Annotated in this window: 17 protein-coding genes; 16 read left to right on the plus strand and 1 reads right to left on the minus strand. The window is 70.6% G+C overall.

The genetic code is table 11. From position 1 onward, the window contains the following. Nucleotides 1–124: 124 nt before the first annotated feature. Entirely contained in the window at nt 125–202 is a 78-nt protein-coding gene (locus ACZ499_RS32115) for a hypothetical protein (RefSeq protein ID WP_468679739.1), read from the minus strand. Between the two features lie 1,045 nt (nt 203–1,247). Between ACZ499_RS32115 and ACZ499_RS32120 the strand changes: the two genes are divergently transcribed. From ACZ499_RS32120 to ACZ499_RS32195, 16 genes are all read left to right on the plus strand, one after another. Beyond that, nucleotides 1,248–2,726, plus strand: coding sequence for a sugar transferase (locus ACZ499_RS32120; protein ID WP_468679709.1), 1,479 nt, complete (start codon nt 1,248–1,250; stop codon nt 2,724–2,726). 73 nt (nt 2,727–2,799) lie between these two features. Further along, entirely contained in the window at nt 2,800–4,116 is a 1,317-nt protein-coding gene (locus ACZ499_RS32125) for a nucleotide sugar dehydrogenase (RefSeq protein WP_468679710.1), read from the plus strand. After that, nucleotides 4,106–5,386 (plus strand): glycosyltransferase family 4 protein, encoded by a 1,281-nt coding sequence (locus tag ACZ499_RS32130; protein WP_468679711.1) that lies wholly within the window; start codon nt 4,106–4,108, stop codon nt 5,384–5,386. Before ACZ499_RS32125 ends, ACZ499_RS32130 begins: the two co-directional genes overlap by 11 nt. After that, entirely contained in the window at nt 5,383–6,777 is a 1,395-nt protein-coding gene (locus ACZ499_RS32135; protein ID WP_468679712.1) for a Wzz/FepE/Etk N-terminal domain-containing protein, read from the plus strand. The genes ACZ499_RS32130 and ACZ499_RS32135 overlap by 4 nt, the downstream gene beginning before the upstream one ends. Further along, the gene (locus tag ACZ499_RS32140) at nt 6,774–8,303 is read left to right on the plus strand and encodes a Wzz/FepE/Etk N-terminal domain-containing protein (RefSeq protein WP_468679713.1); all 1,530 of its coding nucleotides are present in this window, start codon (nt 6,774–6,776) and stop codon (nt 8,301–8,303) included. Before ACZ499_RS32135 ends, ACZ499_RS32140 begins: the two co-directional genes overlap by 4 nt. Before the next feature lie 3 nt (nt 8,304–8,306). Beyond that, nucleotides 8,307–10,235 carry an asparagine synthase (glutamine-hydrolyzing) gene (asnB, locus tag ACZ499_RS32145; RefSeq protein ID WP_468679714.1) on the plus strand — a complete coding sequence of 643 codons (1,929 nt, stop codon included), beginning with the start codon at nt 8,307–8,309 and terminating at the stop codon, nt 10,233–10,235. 24 nt (nt 10,236–10,259) lie between these two features. Beyond that, nucleotides 10,260–12,449: a bi-domain-containing oxidoreductase gene (locus ACZ499_RS32150; protein WP_468679715.1), complete on the plus strand. Its 2,190-nt coding sequence runs from the start codon at nt 10,260–10,262 to the stop codon at nt 12,447–12,449. Then, nucleotides 12,446–14,404 carry an alginate lyase family protein gene (locus ACZ499_RS32155; protein ID WP_468679716.1) on the plus strand — a complete coding sequence of 653 codons (1,959 nt, stop codon included), beginning with the start codon at nt 12,446–12,448 and terminating at the stop codon, nt 14,402–14,404. The genes ACZ499_RS32150 and ACZ499_RS32155 overlap by 4 nt, the downstream gene beginning before the upstream one ends. Before the next feature lie 8 nt (nt 14,405–14,412). After that, nucleotides 14,413–15,945, plus strand: coding sequence for a right-handed parallel beta-helix repeat-containing protein (locus ACZ499_RS32160; protein WP_468679717.1), 1,533 nt, complete (start codon nt 14,413–14,415; stop codon nt 15,943–15,945). Between the two features lies 1 nt (nt 15,946). Beyond that, nucleotides 15,947–17,251 (plus strand): O-antigen ligase domain-containing protein, encoded by a 1,305-nt coding sequence (locus ACZ499_RS32165; RefSeq protein WP_468679718.1) that lies wholly within the window; start codon nt 15,947–15,949, stop codon nt 17,249–17,251. A 2-nt stretch (nt 17,252–17,253) separates the two neighbouring features. Beyond that, nucleotides 17,254–18,495: a glycosyltransferase gene (locus ACZ499_RS32170; protein ID WP_468679719.1), complete on the plus strand. Its 1,242-nt coding sequence runs from the start codon at nt 17,254–17,256 to the stop codon at nt 18,493–18,495. Next, complete coding sequence (locus ACZ499_RS32175; RefSeq protein ID WP_468679720.1) at nt 18,492–19,766, plus strand: class I SAM-dependent methyltransferase; 1,275 nt, start codon at nt 18,492–18,494, stop codon at nt 19,764–19,766. The genes ACZ499_RS32170 and ACZ499_RS32175 overlap by 4 nt, the downstream gene beginning before the upstream one ends. Next, nucleotides 19,763–20,557, plus strand: a complete 795-nt coding sequence (locus tag ACZ499_RS32180; protein ID WP_468679721.1) for a glycosyltransferase family protein — start codon at nt 19,763–19,765, stop codon at nt 20,555–20,557. The genes ACZ499_RS32175 and ACZ499_RS32180 overlap by 4 nt, the downstream gene beginning before the upstream one ends. Further along, entirely contained in the window at nt 20,554–21,201 is a 648-nt protein-coding gene (locus ACZ499_RS32185; protein WP_468679722.1) for a PIG-L deacetylase family protein, read from the plus strand. Before ACZ499_RS32180 ends, ACZ499_RS32185 begins: the two co-directional genes overlap by 4 nt. Nucleotides 21,202–21,204: 3 nt before the next feature. Continuing rightward, entirely contained in the window at nt 21,205–22,230 is a 1,026-nt protein-coding gene (locus ACZ499_RS32190) for an NAD-dependent epimerase/dehydratase family protein (RefSeq protein WP_468679723.1), read from the plus strand. Further along, the gene (locus ACZ499_RS32195) at nt 22,218–23,579 is read left to right on the plus strand and encodes a DUF4910 domain-containing protein (protein ID WP_468679724.1); all 1,362 of its coding nucleotides are present in this window, start codon (nt 22,218–22,220) and stop codon (nt 23,577–23,579) included. Before ACZ499_RS32190 ends, ACZ499_RS32195 begins: the two co-directional genes overlap by 13 nt. Nucleotides 23,580–23,582: the final 3 nt, after the last annotated feature.

Raw genomic sequence — 23,582 nt, forward strand, 5'->3', positions numbered from 1 at the left:
TCCCTTCTCCCACTGTGGCCCTGAAAGCACAAAAAGAAAAAGGGAGTGGAGCCCGGGGGAGAAAGGAGGGGGCGGGGCGGGGGTCTCCCCCCCCCCCCCCCCACGGTTGTGCCGACGGACCAGCTCACAGAAGCGACAGGTTGTACCGGGTGTGCAGATGTAGCACAGGCCCGCCGAGTGCGCCGAGTCCGGCGATCCACATCTTCGTCGGCGTCGGTGAGGGCGGGCTTCCACACGACCCGGAGCGGGATCGGGTCGGCTCCGACGACGTCCCAGCCCTGACGCACCCCAGCCATCGCCATGCACTCCACGTAATGCGTCATCGGGAAGATGCGCAATTGGTCCCTGCGGGATAAACCCCAGGTTCAGGTCCTGTTTTCGGGCGTTCCAGCCAGGCTCTACGAGTAGATGGGCGTCAAATGAGCGTAAACAAATTTTGATCCAGGCTTGCCCCGTACTTCGAGCACCAGCTGTTCTTGTCCGCGCCCCTCCCATCAGTGCCTGGGCCGACATCGCGGCATGCACCCGGACCTTGAGGCGGTTGCGCTCGCTTTTGGACATGCCGCGAACACCGACACGATCAAGTCGTCCGCCCCGTTGTCCCGGTCGATCGCCCCGCCCGCCTCGGGCACCCACAGTGGCACGCTGTAGTGCACGAACAGCGGGAAGTTGTTGCCGAACTGGGCGCCGTAGAAGGCCCGCTGCAGCTCGCCGGACACTACCGCGCAGAAGCCGCGCCCGGGGGTCGGGCGCGCTGCTGGAGCGCACGGTGGCGTCAAGGCACCTGTAGGCGGTCACTGATCGGTGGATCCAGCCCAAAGAAAGCTGAGCACAAATTACACACATCCCCTCTACATACTGGCTCCGATGCTCTAGATTGTCCGTGCTTCAGCTGCTCGGGTACGAGGCGACCAATAATGATCTATAGGTCCGACGTTAGGGACAGTCAGCAGTCACGTCCCCGGCGCCAGACATGGGGGTGATCAATTCTTGGAGCCCGACAGGGGCTTCGGGTGCGGGGAGCACCCGAGGTTTCGACGGGTTCCCGCGCGCCTCGGGAGTCTGGCAGGACATGCGGTCTGCTGTCGCCAGGGTGGGTTGCTCAAGTAGCGCTGAATAGCCGGGATTTCATGTGCGGGGGGCGTGGGCCTCCCGAGGGGAGAAACAGTGCGGGGGGGCGGGGGCCTCCCGGGGGGAGGGGCAGTGTTGGGCGAACACGTCGAACCACTGGTGACCTGGGGGGTCCTGTGCGGCAGGGGGGATTAGTCAGCCCGTTTCCGTCGACGCGAAGACGTCTGGCGAACGGGGCAATCAGCCAGCCCGAGATCGACTGGGAGCAGCGGTACCGCCGTGCCGTGATCACCAGCGACACCCTGGCCACCGCCTTCGTGGTGGCGGCGATCGGCATCCTCTTCGGGGCCCGGGACGCGGCCAACTGGCACGAAAAGTGGGGAATTCTCACCTTCGGAACCGAGCTGCTGGTGCTGGGAACGCTTGCGGTGAGCCGGGCGTGGGCTCCGGCCGTACTCGGCCAGGGCGCCGAGGAATTCCGCCGGCTCGGACGCTCACTGTTCACGGCGGCCGTCGTATTGGCGCTCGGCGGGATCGCCCTCACCTCGCGCAACATCAAGCTCTGGATCTTCGTCGCGATTCCCGCGATCGCGCTCACCACCATGTCCGCGCGGTATCTGCTGCGCCTCTGGCTGCACAAACAGCGGAAGGAAGGACGGTGCCTGCGACCGGTGCTCGCTGCCGGGAGCCCGGCCACCGTGCGCGACCTGATCACCCGAACCCGCAAGTTCCCGCACCTCGGCTGGCGGGTGGATGCGGTATGCACGACGGATGGTCTCGGGCTCGACGGTGACCAACTGGACGGGGTGCCGGTCGTCGGCCGGCTGACGGACGTCGCAGGCCACGTCCGTCGCGACGGCTACCGTGTCGTCGCCGTCACACCGGACCCGCACTGGTCACCGGACCGGCTGCAGCGGCTGGCTTGGAACCTCGAAGGCAGCGACGCCGAGATGGTCGTGGCTCCCGTACTGATGGAGGTGGCCGGTCCGCGGCTGCACGTCGACGCGGTGCTCGGAATCCCGCTGCTGCGGGTCAGCATGCCGACCTTCACCGGGGGCCGCCGGGCGGTCAAAGAGGTCGTCGACCGGATGGGAGCGGCAATCCTGCTGATGCTGTTCGCGCCGCTGATGGTGCTCGTCGGGCTGCTCGTGCTGGTGGACAGCCGGGGTGGGGCGGTCTACCGCCAGCGCAGGGTCGGCAAGGACGGCCGCGAGTTCACCATTCTCAAGTTCCGCACCATGGTCGCCGGGGCTGACGGGGCACGTGCCGAACTGGCCGACCGCAACGAGGGCGCCGGCCTGCTGTTCAAGCTCCGCCGGGACCCGCGGGTGACCCAGGTGGGAGCAGTACTGCGCCGGTACTCGATCGACGAACTCCCGCAACTTTTCAACGTGCTCACCGGATCGATGTCGCTCGTCGGTCCGCGGCCTCCGCTACCGGAGGAATCCGCGGCGTACGGTCCGGACATCCGGCGGCGGCTGCTTGTCAAGCCCGGGCTCACCGGCCTGTGGCAGATCAGCGGACGCAGCGACCTGCCGTGGGAGGAGGCGGTCCGCCTTGACCTGCGGTACGTGGAGGACTGGTCGCTCGCCCTGGACGCAGTGATCTTGTGGAAGACGCTGCGTGCGGTGCTCTACGGGCAGGGGGCCTACTGATGCGCGGCGGTCGTCGTCCGGCCGGCGCGCGGACCGCAGGCCGGGACGGCCTGCCTGGGGGGAGGAACGGGTCATGAGGGTCAGCGTTTTCGGGCTCGGCTACGTGGGCTGCGTGTCGGCCGCGTGCCTGGCCAGCATGGGGCACGAGGTCATCGGGGTGGACGTGAACCAGGTGAAGGTCGGCCTGGTCAACGAAGGCAAGGCCCCGGTGGTCGAGGAGCGGATCGGCGAGCTCATCGCCGAGGTCGTGCGGAGCGGAGCGTTACGCGCCACCGGCGACGTCCGCGAGGCGATCATGGGCAGCGAGGTGTCGCTGGTCTGCGTGGGCACGCCGTCGGAGCCCAACGGCAGCCTGTGCACCACGTACTTGGAGCGGGTCACCGAGGAGATCGGCGCCGCGCTGGCCGAGCGGGGCGGGCGGCACACCGTGGTGTTCCGCAGCACCATGCTCCCGGGCACCTGCCTGAACCTGCTGGTACCGATCCTGGAGAAGTACGTCGGCGGCACGGCCGGGGTGGACATCGGGGTCGCGGTCAACCCGGAGTTCCTGCGCGAGGGCACGAGCGTGCGGGACTTCTTCGACCCGCCCAAGACCGTCATCGGCGAGCTCGACCCGGCAAGCGGCGACGCGGTGATGACGCTGTACGACGGCTTGCCCGGCGAGGTGTTCCGGGTGCCGGTCCCGACGGCTGAGGCGATCAAATACGCGGACAACGCGTTCCACGGCCTCAAGATCGGCTTCGCGAACGAGCTGGGTGCGGTGTGCCAGGCGCTCGGGGTGGACTCGCACCAGGTGATGGACGTGTTCCTGGCCGACCGCAAGCTGAACATCAGCTCCGCCTATCTGCGGCCCGGCTTCGCCTTCGGTGGCTCCTGCCTGCCCAAGGACCTGCGCAGCCTGGTCCACGCGGCGCAGCGGGCCGACGTCTCGGTGCCCATCCTCGCCCATGTGCTGCCCTCCAACTCCGACCATCTGCAGCGCGCGGTGGACCTGGTCGAGCGCACCGGCAGGCGCCGGGTGGGCCTGTTCGGGCTGTCCTTCAAACCCGGCACCGACGACCTCCGCGAGAGCCCGCTCGTCGAGTTGGCGGAGAGGCTCTTCGGCAAGGGGTACGACCTGAAGATCCACGACGCCAACGTCAGCCTCTCCCGGCTGATGGGCGCCAACCGCGAGTACATCGAGACCCGGCTGCCGCACCTCGCGCAGCTGCTCGCGGACTCCGTCGAGGAGGTGCTCCAGCACGCCGAGGTGTGCCTGGTCGGGACCAGGGATCCGGCCGTGCTTGCGGCGCTGCCCCATGGCGAAGGACCGGTGATCGTCGACCTCATCCACCTTCCCGACGCCGAGGCGCGCCGGGCCGAACCGGGGTACGTGGGCCTTGCTTGGTAACACATCGTTCGGTGACACAGCCGGCGGCGACCGGCCGGACCGGCGCGCGCTGATCCTGGTGGAGAACCTGTCGGTGCCGTTCGACCGGCGGGTGTGGCAGGAGTGCACGACGCTGCGCGACGCGGGCTGGACGGTGCACGTCATCTGTCCCCGGGGGCGTACGCGGGACACGGAGCCGGAGGCAGAGATCGACGGCGTGCGGATCCACCGCTACCCGTTGCGCGCGGCCACCGGAGGGCCGGCCGGCTACCTGCGGGAGTACGGATCGGCGTTGTGGCATACGGCCCGGCTGGCCCGCAAGGTCGGTCCGGTCGACGTGGTCCACGCCTGCAACCCGCCCGACCTGCTGTTCCTGCCCGCACTGTGGCTGAAGCGGCGCGGCGCGCGGTTCGTCTTCGACCAGCACGACCTCGTACCCGAGCTGTACCTCTCCCGGTTCGACCGCGGCGAAGATCTGCTCTACCGCGCCGTGTGCGCGCTGGAACGGCTGACCTACCGGGCCGCTGACGTCGTGCTCGCCACGAACGAGAGCTACCGGGACGTCGCGATACGCCGTGGCGGTCGGCAACCGGCGGACGTTTTCGTGGTGCGCAGCGCGCCCGAGACCGACCGGTTCCAACCGGTACCGCCCGAGCCGGAGCTGAAGCGCGGCAAGCCTCATCTGCTGTGCTATCTCGGCGTCATGGGCCCTCAGGACGGCGTCGACTACGCCTTGCGGGCCCTTGCGAAGATGCGCGACGAGCTCGGGCGGACCGACTGGCATGCGGTGTTCGTCGGCGCCGGCGACGCCTTCGACGCGATGGTGGAGCTGTCCCGGCGGCTCGGGCTCTCCGAGCAGGTGCAGTTCACCGGGCGCGTTCCGGACGCCGATCTGGTGCGCTACCTGTCCACCGCGGACGTGTGCCTCTCCCCCGACCCGCGCAACCCGCTCAACGACGTGTCGACCATGAACAAGGTCCTGGAGTACATGGCGATGGGCCGACCGATCGTCTCCTTCGACCTCCGGGAGGCGCGAGTCTCGGCCGGTGACGCCGCCGTCTACGCACCCGCCAACGACGAGGCCGAATTCGCCAAGCTCATCGCGCTGCTGCTTGACGATCCGGAGAAGCGGGCCCGGATGGGCAAGATCGGCCAGGAGCGGATCAGCGGGCGGCTTTCCTGGCGGAACTCGCAAGCGTCGCTGCTCGCCGCCTACGCCGTTGCCTGCAGTGACCACACTCCGGCATCTGCGGGCTACCCGGTCCGGACAAGCAGGAGGCCGCGCCGTTGAGCGATGACCCGATACGCCTGGTCACGGTCGGGCGGATTCTCCGTCGGCGCTGGCGGCTTCTCGCCATCCTCACCGTGGTGGGCGCGCTCGTCGGCTACGGCACCTCGATGCTGTTTCCGCCGCGGTACACGGCGTCGGCATCGGTACTGCTGCCGGGGCAGTGGGAGGAGCGCGAACTGCTGACTCAGGCGGAGATCGCAACCAGTTCGGCGGTGGTCGACCGTGCGGCTGCCACGCTCGGCTGGACCGGCGTCAGCGGCGCCGAGCTGCGGGACCAAGTGAGCGCCAAGGCCGCCGACGGGAACATCATCAAGATCTCGGGTACGGCCGACACCCCGGAGCGCGCGCAGCGGCTCTCCGACCAGTTGGCCCAGCAATTCGTCACATTCGCCGCGCGGATCGCAGGCGACAACACCGACCCCGACGCGGCAGCGGGGCCCGAGGCACTGCGGCAGAAGGTGGAGCAGACCAACCGCCGCATCACCGACCTGGCCAATGCGGCCGATCCCGGACAGACCGTGGAGAGCGTGCAGGCCCGCACCGAACTCGAGAAGCTGCGTACCGCGCTGCAGGAGGCCATGAAGAAACTGGACCAGGCCGATCCGGCGGTCAACAAGGCCGGCATGGTCGTCATGGGGCCGGCGGCCCGGCCGACCGGCGAGGCACCGCCGACGAGGATGCAGCTCATCGTCGCCGGGGCGCTGCTGTTCCTCGTGCTCGCGGTCATCGGCCATCTCGCCGCCGCACGGGTGAATCGCCGACTGCGCACCGAACCGGAGATCGCCGCGGCACTGGGCTCGGCGCTCCTCGGCACCGTCGACGTACCTGATGAACAGCCCGCGCACCGGCCGAAAGGCCGTGACCCACGGGCCTGGATCCGCCAGCTGCTTGGCATCGACACCCGGTGGGACATACCGACCCCGCAGACGTCCGGCGACGAGGCCAGCAGGCAGATCCGCTACCGGCGGGTGTGCGCTCGCCTCCGGGACCAACTGCCGGCCCCCCGGCGGCTGCTGGTGGTCGTACCGGACGGCGACGAGATCGCCCACCGGGCCGCAGGGCAGCTCGTCGCCGAGGCCAAGAGCGGTCCTTCCCCCTCTTCGAGCAGGGGATACCCCATGCTGCGGGTGATGGGAGTTCCGGTGTCCCAGCCGATGGTGCCGGACCGCGACACCGAGTCCGGTGCCCTGGTCGTGCTCAGCGCGGGCAGCTGGACCGCAGAGGAGCTCGCCGGCATCGCCGAGGCGTGTGCGGACGCAGGGCATGAGGTCGTCGGCATCGTCGTCGCCACCACGGTCCGGGCGCGTCCGACGCGCACTGCCGGCCCTCCTCCGCATCACGCCACGCCGGCGCTCGCGGTTCGCGGCCACGCGAGGGGAGGTTCTGTGTGACGACGAGCAAGACTTCGGAGTCGTCGGCCGCCGCTCCGCTGCTGGACCTGCAGGCGCTGGTGGTGGCGGTGCGCAGACGCCGCCGCCTCTGGTGCGCCATGGCCCTGCTGGGGCTGCTGGTCGGCGCGGCGATGGCGGTCCTGATGCCGCCGCCGCCGACCGCGGTGACCAAGGTGCTGGTCGCACATCAGGAGGACCAGCCGAACGACCCCGGAACGCTGATCCGCACCGACGTCGCGCTGCTGGGGACCACGCGGATCGCCAGCAAGGCCCTGCAGTCCCTCAAGTCCCCGGAAAACCCGGAAGACTTCATGCGGGACTACCGGGGTACCGGCTTGACCAACAACCTGCTGCAGATCGATGTGACAGGTGACAGCGACGCGGAAGCGGTGTCCCGGGCCAAGGCGCTGGCCGATGCCTTCGTCGCGGACCATGTGAGACGGATGCAGGAGGCCGCGAAGGCCGAGGCCAAGGCCCTGCTCGACCAGCGTGACCGCATGCGGGACGAACTCGCCCAGGTCAACAAGGCGATCGGGAACCGATCGCCGGGGAGCGACCCGAAAGCGTCGGCGAGCATCGAGTCGCTCTTCGCCCGCCGGGCCGAGCTCAACTCGCGGATCGCCGATTTCGACCAGCGCGCCGCGGAGGCACGCACCGGCACGCCCAAGCTCATCGCCGGCACGCAGATCGTGGACGGCCCGCGCGCGGTGCGGCACTCCCTGCCCAGGGCCGCTGTCACCAACGCAGCGATCGGACTCGTCCTCGGGCTCGTCCTCGGGCTCGCGCTGGCCGCGGTCGGCACGGTGGTGGCGGACCGCCCCGTGCTGCGCCGGGAGATCGCGGCGAACCTGGGCGCCTCGGTCATCGCGGAGCTGCCCCGCGCGTCCTTGCGGTCGGGCAGGCTGTGGCGGCGACGACGGACCCGGGCGGCGCGCGAACGGCTCACCACGACCCTGGCCCGTACCGTGCGCGGCTCCGCTGAACCGGTGTCGCTGCTGGAACTGGGCTGTGCGCACAGCACGAGCGTGATCGCCCTGGACCTCGCCGAGGCACTGGCACCGGACGGCCCAGTGGTCATCATCGATGGTCTGCCCGGCCCGCAGCTCGCCAACAGCCGCCAGAAGCCAGGAGGCCCGACCGTGGTCAGCGGCGAGCGTTCCGCGGCCGTGCTGCATGAGGAGCGCCGGCTCGGCGTCGGCTCGGTCGCTCCCGGCACGGCGTGGACCGACCTCCAGTACCTCGGTAGCCAGACCGTGCTCGTCATGCGTGCCGGGCACGGCAGCGCCGCATGGTTGCACACCGTGGCGCGGCAGCTCGCTGACCAGCGCATTCCGGTGATCGGTGTGGTGCTGATCGACCCCGATCCGCGTGACCGGACCGACGGCACACTGTGGGACGGGCTGCACACCGCGCTGCGCGGCCACAACGAGCGGCTGGCCCGTCAGAACGGAACGGGCCGGCGGCGGACGGAGCGGCCGCCGATGCCGGCCGCACGGGTCCCGGACAGCGACCAGGAGGCGCGGTAGAACATGTGTGGCGTCGCAGGTACTTACCAATGGCCGGACGGGAAGGCCGTGACCGACCGGCTCACCGACACCCTGGCCCACCGCGGTCCGGACGGGGCGGGCCGGTACAACCACCCCGCCGGTGACGGCGAAGTGCACCTCGGGCACCGCCGACTGGCCATCATCGACCTGTCCGAGACCGGCGCCCAGCCGATGGTCTCGGGCGGCCTCGCCCTTACGTACAACGGCGAGCTGTACAACGCGCCCGAACTGCGTGCCGAACTGGCAGCCGCCGGGGTGCGCTTCCGCGGTACCTCAGACACCGAGGTGCTGCTTGAGGCCTGGCGACGCTGGGGCACGGACTGCCTGCCCCGGCTGCGCGGCATGTTCGCGTTCGCGATCTTCGACGAGCGAACCGGTGAACTGGTGCTCGCCCGCGACCAGCTCGGCATCAAGCCGCTGTTCCTGCTCCGGCGCGGTACGGGCCTGGTCTTCGCCTCCGAGCTCAAGGCGCTCGCCGCCGTGACCGGCGGGTCGCTGCAGGTGGACCATGCGGCGCTGGTGGCCTCGCTGCTGTACTACTGGGTGCCGGACTCGCGGTGCGCGTTCCGCGAAGCGGAGAAGCTGCCGCCGGGGAGCTGGCTGAGGTGCCGGCCCGACGGCCGGGTGGAGCGCGGCCGGTTCTGGAACCTGCGTGACATCGCCGCCGAGGCCCGGGAGCAGGCCCTGAGCGGCGAGCAGCCGGATGTGGCCGCCATCGTCGAGGAGTCGACTCGGCGCCACCTGCTCTCCGACGTACCTGTGGCGACCTTCCTCTCCGGCGGTCTTGACTCCAGCTACCTGACCGCGCTGGCGGCCCGCGACCGACCCGGGATCTCCGCTTATACGATCGGGTTCCGCGCCGAGGACGCCAAGTTCGAGGCGATGCCGGACGACCTGCGCTATGCCCGGCAGGTGGCCGAGCAGTTCGGTGTCGACCTGCATGAGATCGAGATCGCTCCGAATGTGCTCGACCTGCTGCCGGAGATGACCTACCACCTGGACGAGCCGATCGGCGACCCCGCCGCGATCAACACCTTCCTGATCTGCTCGGCCGCCCGGGAGGCCGGGGTCAAGGTGATGCTCTCCGGGATGGGCGCCGACGAGCTGTTCGCCGGTTACCGCAAGCACCTGGCCAACCTGCTCGCGCTGCGCTACCAGCGCATCCCGCGCCCCCTTAGGCGCGGTCTGTCCAGGGCCGTGGACCGGCTGCCGGTCGCCACCTCCCGCCGGGGGTACCGGTCGGTGCGCTTCGCGAAGCGGTTCCTCTCCTTCGCCGATCTGCCGGAGGAGACCGCGTTCCGGCGCAGCTACACCATGTACGACCAGGACGAGCTGCTCGCCCTGGTCCATCCGGACTTGGCCGGGACGGTGGAGGACGTGCTGACCGAGCACGCGGACATCTACCAGGACAACGCCCTCGACGACTTCGTCAACCGCATGTGCCTGGGCGACGCCCGGATGTTCCTGCCGGGCCTGAACCTCACGTACACGGACCGGTCGAGCATGGCCGCGTCGACCGAGGTGCGGGTGCCGTACGTGGACGTCGAGGTGGTCAAGGCGGCGTTCGCCGTGCCCGGTGATCGCAAGATCGTCGGACGACAGGGCAAGGCCGTCCTCAAGGAGGCGGCCACCTCGATCCTCCCCCGGGAGATCGTGTACCGGCCCAAGGGCCTGTTCAGCGCCCCGCTGCGCGCCTGGATGAGCCGGGATCTGGCACCGCTGGTGCGCGAGGTGGTCAACGACGGCGTGCTCGTCAATTCCGGGCTCCTGCGCCGCGACGCGCTGGCGCGCATGGTCGCCGAGGACGCCGCCGGGCAGCGGGACTTCTCCAAGCATCTGTGGCATGTGCTGACCCTCGAGTACTGGTATCGCGGCGCGACCTCTGGCTCCGGCCAGAGCCGGGCGGCCTGACGCGTTGAAACAAGAGGAGCTCGGGTGAAACAAGTTGTGCAGAACTACAAGAGTGGCGAGTTGGCGGTGCTCGATGTGCCGGTGCCGGGGTGCAAGCCGGGCGGTGTGCTGGTCCGCAGCGCCTACTCGCTGATATCCACCGGGACCGAGCTCATGAAGGTGTCCGAGGCCGGCATGTCGATGCTGGGCAAGGCCCGCTCCCGGCCGGACCAGGTGGCCAAGGTCATGCAGAGCGTGGCCACCAACGGGGTGCCCGCCACCTACCGCAAGGTGATGGGCAAGCTGGACTCCTACACGCCGCTGGGCTACTCGCTGTGCGGGGTGGTCGAGCAGGTCGGCACCGGGATCGACGACGTGAAGGTCGGCGACCTCGTGGCCTGCGCCGGCAATGAGCACGCGTTGCACGCCGAGCTGAACTGGGTACCGAAGAACCTCTACGCCCGGGTGCCGGACGGCCTCGCGCCGCGGCACGCCGCCTTCGGCACCGTGGGGTCGATCGCGTTGCAGGGCGTCCGCCGCGGCGAGTCACAACTCGGCGACGTGGCACTGGTCATCGGCCTCGGGCTGATCGGGCAGCTGGTGGTCCAGCTGCTTGCCGCCTCGGGAGTCCGCGTCGTCGGGGCCGACCCCGACCCGGTGCGCTGCGAGCTCGCCGAGCGCCTGGGCGCTGCGGCCTGCGGCGATCCCGCGTCCACGGCCGTGGAAGCCACCGTCGCCGAGCTCACCGGCGGTCACGGCGTGGACCAGGTGTATCTGGCCGCCGGCGGCGGCAGCAACCAGCCCGTCGAGCTGGCCGCCCGGCTCTGCCGGGACCGCGGCCGGGTCGTCGACATCGGCAAGTGCCGCCTGGACCTGCCGTGGAACGCGTACTACGAGAAGGAGCTCGACGTCCGGTTCTCGCGCAGTTACGGCCCCGGGCGCTACGACCCGGAGTACGAGCTGGAGGGGCGGGACTACCCGATCGGCTACGTGCGCTGGACCGAGCGCCGCAACCTGGCGTGCTTCCTCGATCTCCTCGCCCGCCGCCGCGTCGACGTGGAGCCCTTGGTCTCCCACATCGCCGACTTCGATGACGCCGTCGAGACGTACCAGCGCCTGAAGGACGGCGACCTGAAGGCCGTGGCTGTGCTGTTCCGGTACCCCGAGCAGAAAGAGGAAGCGGGGGAAGCGGAGGCCCCGGCGGTGGCCGTGCCCGCGGTGCGGCGCAGCGGCGGAGCATCCACCCCGGCCCGGTCCGCCAAGGCGCCGGTGCGGCTGGCGTTCGTCGGCGCGGGAAACTACGCGACGTCGATGCTGCTGCCGCACCTGGCACAGCGCGACGGCGTCGAGTTGTCCACGGTCGTCACCACGACGGCGCTGTCGGCGGCCAACGCGAAGCGGAAGTTCGGCTTCGCCGGGGCGACCACCGATCTCGACGCCGTGCTCGGCGACAAGTCCATCGACGCGGTGTTCGTCGTCACCCGGCACAGCTCGCACGCCGAACTGACCCGAAGGGCGCTCCTTGCCGGCAAGGCGGTGTTCGTGGAGAAGCCGTTGGCGCTCAGTGAGGACGAGCTGGCCGGCGTGCTCGCGGCGGTGGAGGAGTCCGGCAACGACCGGCTGCAGGTGGGCTTCAACCGCCGGTTCGCGCCGCTGCTGCGGGAGGCTCGGCAGAGGTTCGGCGCCCGGAGCGGTCCGGCGAGCCTCCGCTACCTGGTCAACGCGGGCCGGCTCCAGCACGGCAGCTGGTACCTCCAACAAGGCACCGAGGGCTCCCGCTTCGCCGGTGAGGGCGGACACTTCATCGACACGGCGAGCTGGCTGCTCGGGGCCGACCCGGTATCGGTGTACGCGTTCGCCACGTCCGGCAACGAGGACCTGCAGGTCGTGCTGCGCTACCCGGACGGGTCCACCGCCACCATCAGCTACGTCACCACCGGCGCGGCCGGCTTCCCCAAGGAGACGCTGGACCTCATCGCGGACGGCAAGGTGCTGCGACTCGACGACTTCGTCCGTGCCTCGGTGTACAGCAGCAAGAAATGGGTCAGCTCGCGGCTGCCCAAGGCCCGGGACAAGGGCCAGAACGCCGAGCTGGCCGCGTTCATCAAGGCCGTGCGGACCGGCGGGCCGATGCCGGTGCCGCTGGAGTCGCTGGTCGCCACCACGGCGGCCACCCTCGCCGTGCAGGCCGGCCTGGTCGGCGGCGCACCCGTGACGTTGGCGAGAGCGCGATGACCATGAGCGCGGGCTGGTACTTACGGCGGCTGTCCCGGATGGGACCACGGGAGGTCGGCGGCCGGGTGGGCGACGCGGTGCGCAGGCGGCGGTGGCGGTCGGCGCGGCCGAACTGCCCGAGCGCGACCGGCGCCCGGTTCACCGCGGTACTGCCCGCCGGGACCATCGCCGCAGTGCCACCGGACGCCGCGAAACGTCTCATCGCGGCCGCGGACCGGCTGATGGAAGGGCACGCCGAGTATTTCGGGGTGGACCGCCACGACCTCGCCGACCCGGACTGGTGGTGCGACCCGAAGACCGGGCGCCGGGCTCCGTGGGGCTACGCCTTCGACGTGCCGTACCGCAACGAGGACGCGGTCGGGGACATCAAGCAGATCTGGGAGCTGTCCCGGCATCAGTACCTCACCGTGCTCGCCGCCGCCTACGCGGTCACCGGGGACGAGCGGTACGCCGAGCGAGTGGCCCAGCACCTGCGGTTGTGGTGGGCGGCCAACGCACCGCTGCGCGGCGTGCACTGGATCAGCGGCATCGAGCTGGGCATCCGGCTGCTTTCCTGGGTGTGGATCCGCCGGCTGCTCGACGGCTGGCCGGGCGCGGCCGGGCTGTTCGAGGACAACCCGGTGGCGCGAAACCAGATCTGGCACCACCAGCGCTGGCTGGCCGCCTTCCCCAGCCGGGGGTCTTCGGCGAACAACCACGTCATCGCCGAGGCCGCCGGGCAGTTCGCCGCGGCCTGCGCGTTCGGGTGGTTCCCCTCCTCGGCGCGTTGGCGAGCCGGCGCGCTGCGGTCGCTGGAGCGGCACCTGCGCGGCAACACCTTCGCCTCCGGCCTCAACCGCGAACTGGCCACCGAGTACCACGGACTGGTGCTGGAGCTCGGTCTGGCCGCGGTGGCCGAGGCGGATGCCGCCGGCGTGCCGGTCCCCGCGTCCATCCGGCTGGTGCTGCTGCGGATGACCGACGCGCTCGCGGCCATCGTGGACAGCCGGCTGCGGCCGCCGCGCCAGGGGGACGCGGACGACGGCCACGGTCTGGTCGTGGACGGCGCGGGCACCGACCGCTGGGCCTCGCTCCTGGCCACCGGGGACGCCGTGTTCGGCCGGCTCACCTGGTGGCCGGACGTGCCCGCCACCGATGTGCGCACCCCGCTGCTGGCCGCGCTCATCCGGCCGTACTCGAAAGATGGAACCGCACCGGCCGTGACCCGCCCTCCAAGCCGACCAGGCCACTTCGCCGACGCGGGCATGACCATCCTGCGCGGTCCGGCGGAGATCTGGTGCCGCTGCGACGGTGGTCCGCACGGCTTCCTGTCCATCGCCGCGCATGCCCACGCGGACGCGCTGTCCGTGGAGGTCCGGCACGACGGGATCGATGTGCTCGCCGACCCGGGGACGTACTGCTACCACGGGCAGCCCGAGTGGCGGAAGTACTTCCGGTCGACCCTCGGCCACAACACCCTGCGACTGGACGGCGGTGACCAGTCCGTCTCCGGCGGCCCGTTCCTGTGGACCCGGCATGCCCGCAGCCGCGTCCTGGTCGCGGACCCATCCGGCGATGGTGTGGCCCGCTGGTGTGCCGAGCACGACGGATACCAGCCCTCCGTGCACCGCCGCCGGGTGGAGCTGACCGCCGCAGCCAACGAGCTGCGGATGGTTGACGAGGTGCGCGGCCCGCGCCGGGCCGTGCACCTGGCGTTCCACCTCGGCCCGGCGATCGCCGCGGACCTGGCGGGGAACCAGGCGGTGCTCACCTGGACCCGGGACGGCGATGACCGCTCCGCCGTACTCGACCTGCCCGGGCAGCTGTCCTGGCGGGCACATCGCGGCGAGACCGACCCGCCGCTGGGTTGGTACTCCGCCGGCTTCGGGCGCAAGGAACCCACCACCACGCTGGTCGGCACCGGCTTCGCCGAAGGCGCGCAGGGGTTCACCACCGTGCTCAGGTTCCGCGGCTAGGGGGGCGCGTGGGGATCAAGAGGCGGCACTGGGCATCGGCGGCGGCGCTGCTGGCGCTGGCCCTGCTGGCGACGACCGGCTGTGAGAGCATGCCGGGCGCCGGGGCGGAGCCGAAGGCCGCGCCATCCACGTCCGCAGCCCGATCCGTGGCCCGGGTGTGCGCCAAGCCCGCGGCCGGGCCGGCGAAGGCACCGGCGGGCGCGGTGACGGTCGACCCCGCGGTGGCCGGTGACCTGGCTGCGAAGACCAAGAGCAGCCCCCCGAACACCACGTTCTGGCTTCGACCGGGCAAGCACACGCTCGACCCGGACCGCTACGCCCAGGTCATCCCCAAGGAGGGGAACAGCTACCTGGGCGCGCCAGGCGCGGTGCTCGACGGCCGCAAGACCAACCAGTACGCGTTCGGCGGCACCGCCCGCAACGTCACCATCCGCTACCTGACCGTGCAGGGATTCGTCGCGCCGCAGAACGAGGGCGTGGTCAACCATGATTCGGCCGACGGGTGGGTGATCGAGCACGCGACGATCCAGCACAACTCCGGCGCCGGGCTGATGGCCGGGGCCCGCCAGCAGGTACGCGCCAGCTGCCTGCGCGGCAACGGCCAGTACGGCATGAACGCGTACAAGGACGGCGACCCCATCAGCGGCCTGGTGATCGAGGGCAACGAGATCGTGGCCAACAACACAGACGACTGGGAGCGGCGCAAGCCGGGCTGCGGCTGCACCGGAGGCGTCAAGTTCTGGGCCGTCAACGGCGCCGACATACGCGGCAACTGGGTGCACGACAACCGCGGAGCCGGGTTATGGGCGGACACCAACAACAACGACTTCCGCATCGAGGCCAACGTGCTCGAAGCCAACGACGGTGCCGCGCTGATCTACGAGACCAGCTACAACGCGGTCATCCGGAACAACACCATCCTGCGGAACAACTGGGTCCAGGGCCGCAAGTACGCCGACCGCGGCGACACCTTCCCGTATCCGACCATCTACCTGTCCGAGTCCGGCGGCGAACCACGGATCCGAGCCCGCACGGACAAGATCGAGATCGACCGGAACGTGCTGGAGAACAACTGGTCCGGAATCACCCTGTGGGAGAACGCCGACCGGTTCTGCAACAGCCCGGCCAACACCTCGTCCGGCGACTGCACGTTGCTGGTGCCGCACTCCGACCGCTGCGCGCGGCCGGCGATCACCACCCCACCGCTCTACACCGACTGCCGGTGGAAGACCCAGCGGGTGGACATCCACAACAACCGCTTCGTGCTGGACAGGACCGTCGTCGACTGCACGGTCAAGTGCGACCGCATGGCGGTGCTGGCCAACTACGGCACCTATCCGGACTGGTCGCCGTACCAGGGCGAACGGGTGGCTGAGGCGATCACCCTCAAGCAGCAAAACCGCTGGCACGACAACGTCTACACCGGCCCATGGAAATTCGTCGCCCACGACCCGAGCCGGGTGCTCGACTCCGGGCAGTGGCAGGGCACGCCGTACCAGCAGGACGCGGGCAGCACCTTCGCCCCACAGGCCGGTGGTTGAGATGCGCGGGAACCTGATGCGCGGTGGGCTGCCGGGCGGACCGGATACGGCGGGCACGCAGCCCGGCGCCGAACCGCGCCCTGCCGGCACACCGAGGGTCGTCGGGATCGTCTGGGGGTTGCTGATCCTCAACACGCTCGGCTCCGCCGGGGCGAAGACCATCATCCCGCTGCCCCGCTCCCTCATCCAGCTGGTCACCATGGGCGCGCTGGTCGCCGCGTTCGCGCTGGCGCTGGTGCTCAATCTCCGGCTGCGCATCCAAGCCGGCGCCTTCTTGTTCCTGCTCACCCTGCTGCTGGTGCCGAGCGTGATCTCCAGCGCGCACCTGGAGTCCGGGTTCGGCGCGCTGTTCCGGTGCGCCCGGCTGGCTCTCTTCGTCGGCACGCTGTGGCTGCTCAGCCGCTGGTGGGACGGCGGCCTGACGTTGGTCCGGCACCACATCCGGATGTACTTCGCGGTGCTCGGGTCGGTGGCCGCCGGCCTGCTCGTCTCACCGGGCGCGGCCATGCCCGAGCTCTACGGCGGGCGCCTTGTCGGCGCGTTGTGGCCGCTCACCCCGCCGCAGATCGGACAGTACGCCGCGGTGATCACCGGGCTCACCGTGCTGCTCGTACTGGGCCGCCGGACCGACCGGGCCAGCGCGGCGGTGGTCATCGTGCCGTCACTGATCCTGCTCGCGTTGACCCATACCCGCACGGCCACGCTCGGCCTGTTCATCGGGCTTACGTTGGCGATCGGCTCGCTCGTCCTGACCAGCGCCGCAGCCCGCCGGTTCTTCACCTGGGCGGTGCTGTGCGCCGTGGTGGCCGCGGTGGGGTTCGCCTCGGCGCTACAGGCGTGGTTCCTGCGCGGACAGAGCCAGGAGAACTTCTCCAACCTCACCGGTCGGGCCAAGGTCTGGGACGCCCTGCTGGCAGCGCCCCGCACGACCGCGGAGAAGTTGTTCGGCGTGGGCCTGGGCGACAAGTCGTTCGGCGGGCTGCCGATCGACAACAGCTGGCTGGCCGTCTACAACGAGCAGGGTCTGACCGGCGTCGGCCTGGTGGCGGCGATCATCATCGTCCTTGCCGGCGTCGCGTTGCTGCGGCCACCGTCGCTGTCGAGGGCCTGCGCGATCTTCCTGATCAGCTACTGCGCGATCGCGTCGTACACCGAGGCAGGGCTGGGCGACGCCTCGCCCTATCTGCTGCATCTGGCCGTGGCCGCCTCGCTGCTGGCGGCACCTGCCGCGGCCACTCCCCTCTCGACGCCCGCAGTCCCCCGACGACGCATCCCGCGATGGGCCCAGAGATCGGAGGTGACCTGAGCATGCACGTCCTCGTGGTGCACAACCGCTACTCCTCGGCGCAGCCGAGCGGGGAGAACAAGGTCGTCGACCAGGAGGTGGAGCTGCTGCGCGCGGCCGGCCACCGGGTCGAGGTGTTCGAGCGGCGCAGCGACGACATCGCCGCCCGGTCCCTGCTTGCCAAGGCCGCGGTGCCACTGCTTGTGCCGTGGAACCCGGCGGTCCGCTCGGAGCTCGCCGCACGGCTCCGCACCGAACGGCCGGACGTGGTCCACGTCCACAACGTCTTCCCGCTCCTGTCGCCCGCGGTTCTGGCCGCCTGCGCCGACGCCGGCGTGCCCGCCGTCGCCACGCTGCACAACTACACCCAGGTCTGCCCGCCCGGCACGCTGCAGCGGGACGGCCGGCCGTGCACCGAGTGCGTCGGGGCGGCGCCGCTGCCCGCCGTCCGGCACGGCTGCTACCGGAGCTCCCGGCTGGCGACGGTGCCGCTCGCGGTCAGCCTGTCGGTCAACCGGCGGCGGTGGTGGTCCGGCGTGGAGCGGTTCTTCTGCATCTCCGCGGCGCAGCGCGACGTCCTGGTGCGGGCCGGCATGCCACCCGAGCGGCTGGCGGTGAAGCACAACTTCGTGCCCGAACCGGGCGCCCGCCGATCGGGCGCAGGCGAGCACCTGCTCTACCTCGGCCGGCTCGCGGAGGCCAAGGGCGTGCGGCTGCTCATGGCCGCGTGGGACGAGATCGCCGCGGACGGCGGTGTGGGCGTGCCGCTCATGGTCGCCGGCGCGGGGCCACTGGAGCGAGAGGTGACCGCCTGGGCGGCGGGCCGGGACGACGTGCGGTACGTCGGCCTGTACGACCCGGCCCAGTGCAGGCAGGCCATCGCGCAATCGGTCGCCGTGGTGGCTCCCTCGACGTGGCTGGAGGCGTTCGGCCTGGTGGTCGTGGAGGCGATGGCGGCGGGGGTCCCGGCCGTCGCCGCCGGTCACGGCGCCTTCGTCGAACTCGTCGAGGACGGGGTGACCGGGCTGCTGCACCGGCCGGGCGAGCCCGCCTCGCTCGCGTCCTGCCTGCGACGGATCACGGCCGAGCCCGCCCCCAACCGGGAGATGGGCCAGGCGGGCCGGCGCCGTTACGAGCAGGCTTTCAGCCCGGCCGTCGGGCTGGAGCGCCTGGTGGATGAGTACCGCACCGCGATCGCGGGTCGGTCCGGCGGCGGGGACAGCCCGCCGCCGGTGGGGAGGGAATCAATGGGGGGCAGTAAATGACACGATGCCGACTCTGCGGCTCAGCGGCGCTGGCGAGCGTCGTCGATCTTGGAGCGACCCCGCCGTGCGAGAGCTTTCTCGCCGCGGACCAACTGGATCAGCCGGAGCCGGCGTACCCGCTGCACCTGCGGGTCTGCACCGACTGCTGGCTCGCGCAGATCCCTCCGCTGATCACGCCGGAGGAGACGTTCACGCAGTACGCGTACTTCTCCTCCTACTCGACCTCCTGGGTGGAGCACGCGCGCACGTTCGTCGCCGACGCCGTACAGCGGGTGGGTCTCGGCACCGACGCCTTCGTGGTCGAGGTCGCGAGCAACGACGGGTACCTGCTGAGGCACGTGGTGGACCGCGGGATCCGCTGCCTCGGTATCGAGCCGTCGGTGAACGTCGGCGCCGCGGCGCGGGACGCGGGTGTGCCCACGCTCACAAAGTTCCTGGACCCGGCCACCGGCTCGGCCGTCCGAGCCGAGCACGGCCCGGCGGACCTGGTCGTGGCCAACAACGTGTACGCGCACATCCCCGACGTGGTCGGGTTCACCCAGGGGCTGCGCGCCCTGGTCGCCGACGACGGCTGGGTCTCCGTCGAGGTGCAGCACCTGCTGACCCTGATCGAGGAGAACCAGTACGACACGATCTACCACGAGCACTTCCAGTACTACACGGTGGCGTCCGCGATCCGGGCGCTTGCGAGCGGCGGACTCGCCCTCGTGGACGTCGAGTTGCTGCCCACGCACGGCGGCTCCATCCGACTGTGGGCCCGGCCGGCCGAGGCGGCCGGCGAGCCGTCCCATGGGGTATCCCCTGCTCGAGCGGAGCCGAGAGCTTGGGGAAGGGTGAGTGACGTGCTGGACCGGGAGAAGGCCGCCGGGCTGCAGGAGTTGTCCGGGTACACCGAGTTCTCCGCTCGGGTGGCCAAGGTGCGCCGCGACCTCCTGCGGTTCCTCATCGAGGCCGCCGAGCGCGGCGAGACGGTGGTCGGCTACGGCGCCCCGGGCAAGGGCAACACCCTGCTCAACCACTGCGGCATCCGGCCCGACCTGCTCCCGTACACGGTCGACCGCAACCCCTACAAACACGGCAGGTTCACCCCGGGCACCCGCATCCCGATCCTGCCGCCCGAGCAGATAGCCGCCGACAGACCGGACTACGTCCTCGTCCTCCCGTGGAACCTGCGGGCCGAGCTGGTCGAGCAGTTGTCCTTCGTGCACGCCTGGGGCGGCCGGCTGGTCTTTCCCATCCCGGAACTGAGCATTGTCGAGGCCAAGTCATGAAGGTCGTACTGTTCTGCGGCGGTTATGGGCTGCGTATGCGCAACGGAGACTCCGACGACATGCCCAAGCCGATGGCGATGGTCGGCCCGCGGCCGCTGATCTGGCACGTCATGCGCTACTACGCGTACTTCGGGCACACGGAGTTCATCCTGTGTCTCGGGTACGGGGCCCACCACATCAAGGACTTCTTCCTCAACTACGAGGAGACGACGTCCAACGACTTCGTGCTGCGGGGCGGGCAGACCGAGCTGCTGTCCACCGACATCGCCTCCTGGACGATCACGTTCGTGCAGACCGGCACCGAGTCACCGATCGGGGAGCGGCTGCGCCGGGTGCGGCACCACCTGGACGGCGACGAGATGTTCCTCGCCAACTACGCCGACGTGCTCACCGACGCCCCGCTGCCGGAGATGATCGACTCCTTCGCCCGGCGCGACGCCGGTGCGTCGATGATGGTGGTGCCGCCGCAGTCCTCGTTCCACTGTGTGGACCTGGGCGAGGACGGGCTGGTGGGGGGCATCACCGCGGTGAGCGACATGCCGCTGTGGGAGAACGGCGGCTACTTCGTGCTCCGCCAGGAGGTCTTCGACCACATCCCGGAGAACGGAGACCTGGTCGCCGACGGATGCGCACAACTGGCCAAGCGCGGGCGGCTGGTGGCGCACCAGCACCGCGGTTTCTGGAAGCCGACCGACACCGTGAAGGAGCGGGCCGCGCTCGACGCCGCCTACGCCCGGGGAGACCGCCCGTGGGCCGTATGGGAACGGGACGGGGCGGGGGCGACCGCGTGATCCGGCTCGGGGCCGGGCGCCTGGGCCGGATCGTCGCGGTGGGCGCGCACTGCGACGACATCGCCATCGGCGCCGGCGGCACGCTGCTGACGCTGTGCCTCGCGCGGCCGGGTATCCGCATCGACGCGCTGGTGCTCTCCGGCGGCGGCAGCGAGCGGGAGCAGGAGGAGCAGGCCGCGCTCGCCGCCTTCTGCCCAGGCGCCGAACTGCGGCTGACCGTGCTCAAGCTGCCGGACGGCCGGCTGCCCGCGCACTGGGACGAGGCCAAGGCCGCGGTCGAGGAGCTGCGCGAGCGGACCGATCCGGATCTCGTGCTGGCCCCGCGCACCGATGACGCGCACCAGGATCACCGCGGTCTGGCGAAGCTGATACCCACCGCATTCCGTGACCACCTCGTACTCGGCTACGAGATCGTCAAATGGGACGGCGATCTCGGCCGTCCGGCGGCGTACCAGCCGCTGTCGCCGGAGATCGCCGAACAGAAAGTGCGGCTGCTGCAGGAGCACTACCCCTCGCAACGGAACCGGCCCTGGTACGACCGGGAGGCTTTCCTCGGTCTTGCACGAATCCGCGGCATCGAATGCCACGCGCGCTACGCCGAGGCGTTCGCCGTCACCAAACTCACGCTCAACCTGGGGGAATGAACCTTGCGCGTACTACTGACCGGACACCAGGGCTACCTGGGCACCGTGATGGCTCCGGTACTCACGGCCGCCGGGCACGAGGTCGTCGGCCTTGACGCCGGCCTGTTCGCCGACTGCGTGCTCGGCCCGCCGCCCGCGGACCCGCCGGGGCGGCGGGTGGACCTGCGCGACGTCACGGCCGAACACGTGGCCGGGGTGGACGCCGTGGTCCACCTGGCCGCGCTGTCCAACGACCCGCTGGGATCGCTGGCGCCGGAGCTCACCTACGACATCAACCACCACGCGTCCGTGCGGCTGGCCCGGCTGGCCCGCGACGCCGGAGTGCGGCGCTTCCTGTACGCGTCGACCTGCTCGGTCTACGGCGCCGCGGGCGGTGACGACCTGGTGGCCGAGGACGCCCCGCTGCGCCCGGTGACGCCGTACGCGGAGTCCAAGGTGCGGGTGGAGGACGACCTGCACGCGCTGTCCGACGGCGACTTCAGCCCGGTGTTCATGCGCAACGCCACCGCCTTCGGCTACTCACCCCGGCTGCGCGCCGACATCGTGCTGAACAACCTGGTGGGCCACGCGCTCCTGTCCGGCGAGGTGCTTGTACTCTCCGACGGCACCCCCTGGCGCCCACTGGTGCACGCCGCCGACATCGCACGGGCCTTCGCGGCCGCGCTGATCGCGCCGCGGGAAGCGGTGCACGACCGGGCGTTCAACATCGGCAGCGAGATCAACAACGTCACGGTCGCCGAGATCGCCGAGCAGGTAGCCGAGGCGGTATCCGGCTCGCGGGTGGTGATCACCGGGGAGACCGGTGCCGATCCGCGGTCGTACCGGGTGGACTTCTCGCGGTTCCGCGCCGCGGTGCCCGGCTTCGACTGCGAGTGGACGGTGAAGCGGGGCGCGCTCGAACTCGCCGACGCCTACCGCAAACACGGGCTGACCAAGGAGGACTTCGAGCGGCGCTTCACCCGGCTGGCCGTGCTGCGCGCGGCGTCCGAGGCCGGTTCCGTCGACGACACCTTGCGGTGGCGCCGATGACCTCGGTCGGCGCGGAGATGCACGCGCTGGTGGAGCGTTTGTACCCGCTGTGCCGGAGCATCACCGGCGACGGGGTGCGCGCCACCCTGGACATCGTCGGCGAGTACGTTCCGCTGCAGGTGCACGAGGTGCCCACCGGGACCCAGGTGCTCGACTGGACGGTGCCGCAGGAGTGGAACATCCGGGACGCGTACATCGCCGACACGGACGGCAACCGGGTCGTCGACTTCGCGGCGTCCAGCCTGCACGTGCTCGGCTACAGCGTGCCGGTGTCGGCGACCATGTCGCTGGCCGAGCTGCGCGGACACCTGCACACCCTCCCGGACCACCCGGCCTGGGTGCCGTACCGCACCAGCTACTACAAGCCGGAATGGGGGTTCTGCCTGGCTCAGGAGACCTTGGACGCACTGCCGGACGGCGAGTACGAGGTGCGCATCGACTCCACGCTCTCAGACGGCCACCTCACCTACGCCGAGCACGTGGTCCCCGGGCAGGTCGCCGACGAGGTGATCGTCTCCTGCCACGTCTGCCACCCGTCGCTGGCCAACGACAACCTGGCCGGCGTCGCGGTGGCGACGTTCCTGGCCCGGGCGCTGGCGGAGCAGACGCCGTGGTACACCTACCGGTTCCTGTTCGCGCCCGGCACCATCGGGGCGATCACCTGGCTGGCCCGCAACGCGGAGCGGGTGAATGGGGTATCCCCTGCTCAATGGGGTATCCCCTGCTCGAGCGAAGCCGAGAGCTTGGGGAAGGAGCCGAGAGCTGGGGGAAGGGTCAAGCACGGGCTGGTGCTGGCCTGCGCCGGCGACCCGGGCCGGCTGACGTACAAACAGAGCAGGCGCGGCGACGCGGAGATCGACCGGGTGATGCGGCACGTGCTGCTCGCATCCGAACGCCCCCACCACGTCGCCGAGTTCACTCCGTACGGCTACGACGAGCGGCAGTTCTGCTCGCCCGGGTTCGACCTCGGCGTGGGCTCGCTCAGCCGGACCCCGTACGCCGGCTACCCCGAATACCACACCTCGGCCGACAACCTGGACTTCGTCTCCCCGGAGGCGATGGCGGACACGCTCGCCGTCTGCCGCGAGGCATTCACCGTCCTGGACCGCAACCGGCGGTACGTCAACCTCAGCCCCTACGGCGAACCACAACTGGGCCGGCGCGGGTTGTACGACGCGCTCGGCGGCCGCAGCGACACCAAGCAGGCCGAGATGGCCATGCTCTGGGTACTCAGTCTCTCCGACGGCGAGCACAGTCTGCTGGACGTCGCCGAGCGGTCCGGGCTGTCGTTCAGCGCCGTCGCCGCCGCGGCCGGCGCCCTGCACGGCGCCGGGCTGATCAAGGCATGACGC

The organism is Streptomyces sp. NPDC031265, assembly GCF_055570295.1.

Coding starts and splice junctions, on each gene's coding strand:
- asnB (WP_468679714.1), top strand. CDS start 8,307: ATGTGTGGCGTCGCAGGTACTTACCAATGGCCGGACGGGAAGGCCGTG.
- ACZ499_RS32125 (WP_468679710.1), top strand. CDS start 2,800: ATGAGGGTCAGCGTTTTCGGGCTCGGCTACGTGGGCTGCGTGTCGGCC.
- ACZ499_RS32115 (WP_468679739.1), bottom strand. CDS start 202: ATGTGGATCGCCGGACTCGGCGCACTCGGCGGGCCTGTGCTACATCTG.
- ACZ499_RS32180 (WP_468679721.1), top strand. CDS start 19,763: ATGAAGGTCGTACTGTTCTGCGGCGGTTATGGGCTGCGTATGCGCAAC.
- ACZ499_RS32175 (WP_468679720.1), top strand. CDS start 18,492: ATGACACGATGCCGACTCTGCGGCTCAGCGGCGCTGGCGAGCGTCGTC.
- ACZ499_RS32155 (WP_468679716.1), top strand. CDS start 12,446: ATGACCATGAGCGCGGGCTGGTACTTACGGCGGCTGTCCCGGATGGGA.
- ACZ499_RS32165 (WP_468679718.1), top strand. CDS start 15,947: ATGCGCGGGAACCTGATGCGCGGTGGGCTGCCGGGCGGACCGGATACG.
- ACZ499_RS32170 (WP_468679719.1), top strand. CDS start 17,254: ATGCACGTCCTCGTGGTGCACAACCGCTACTCCTCGGCGCAGCCGAGC.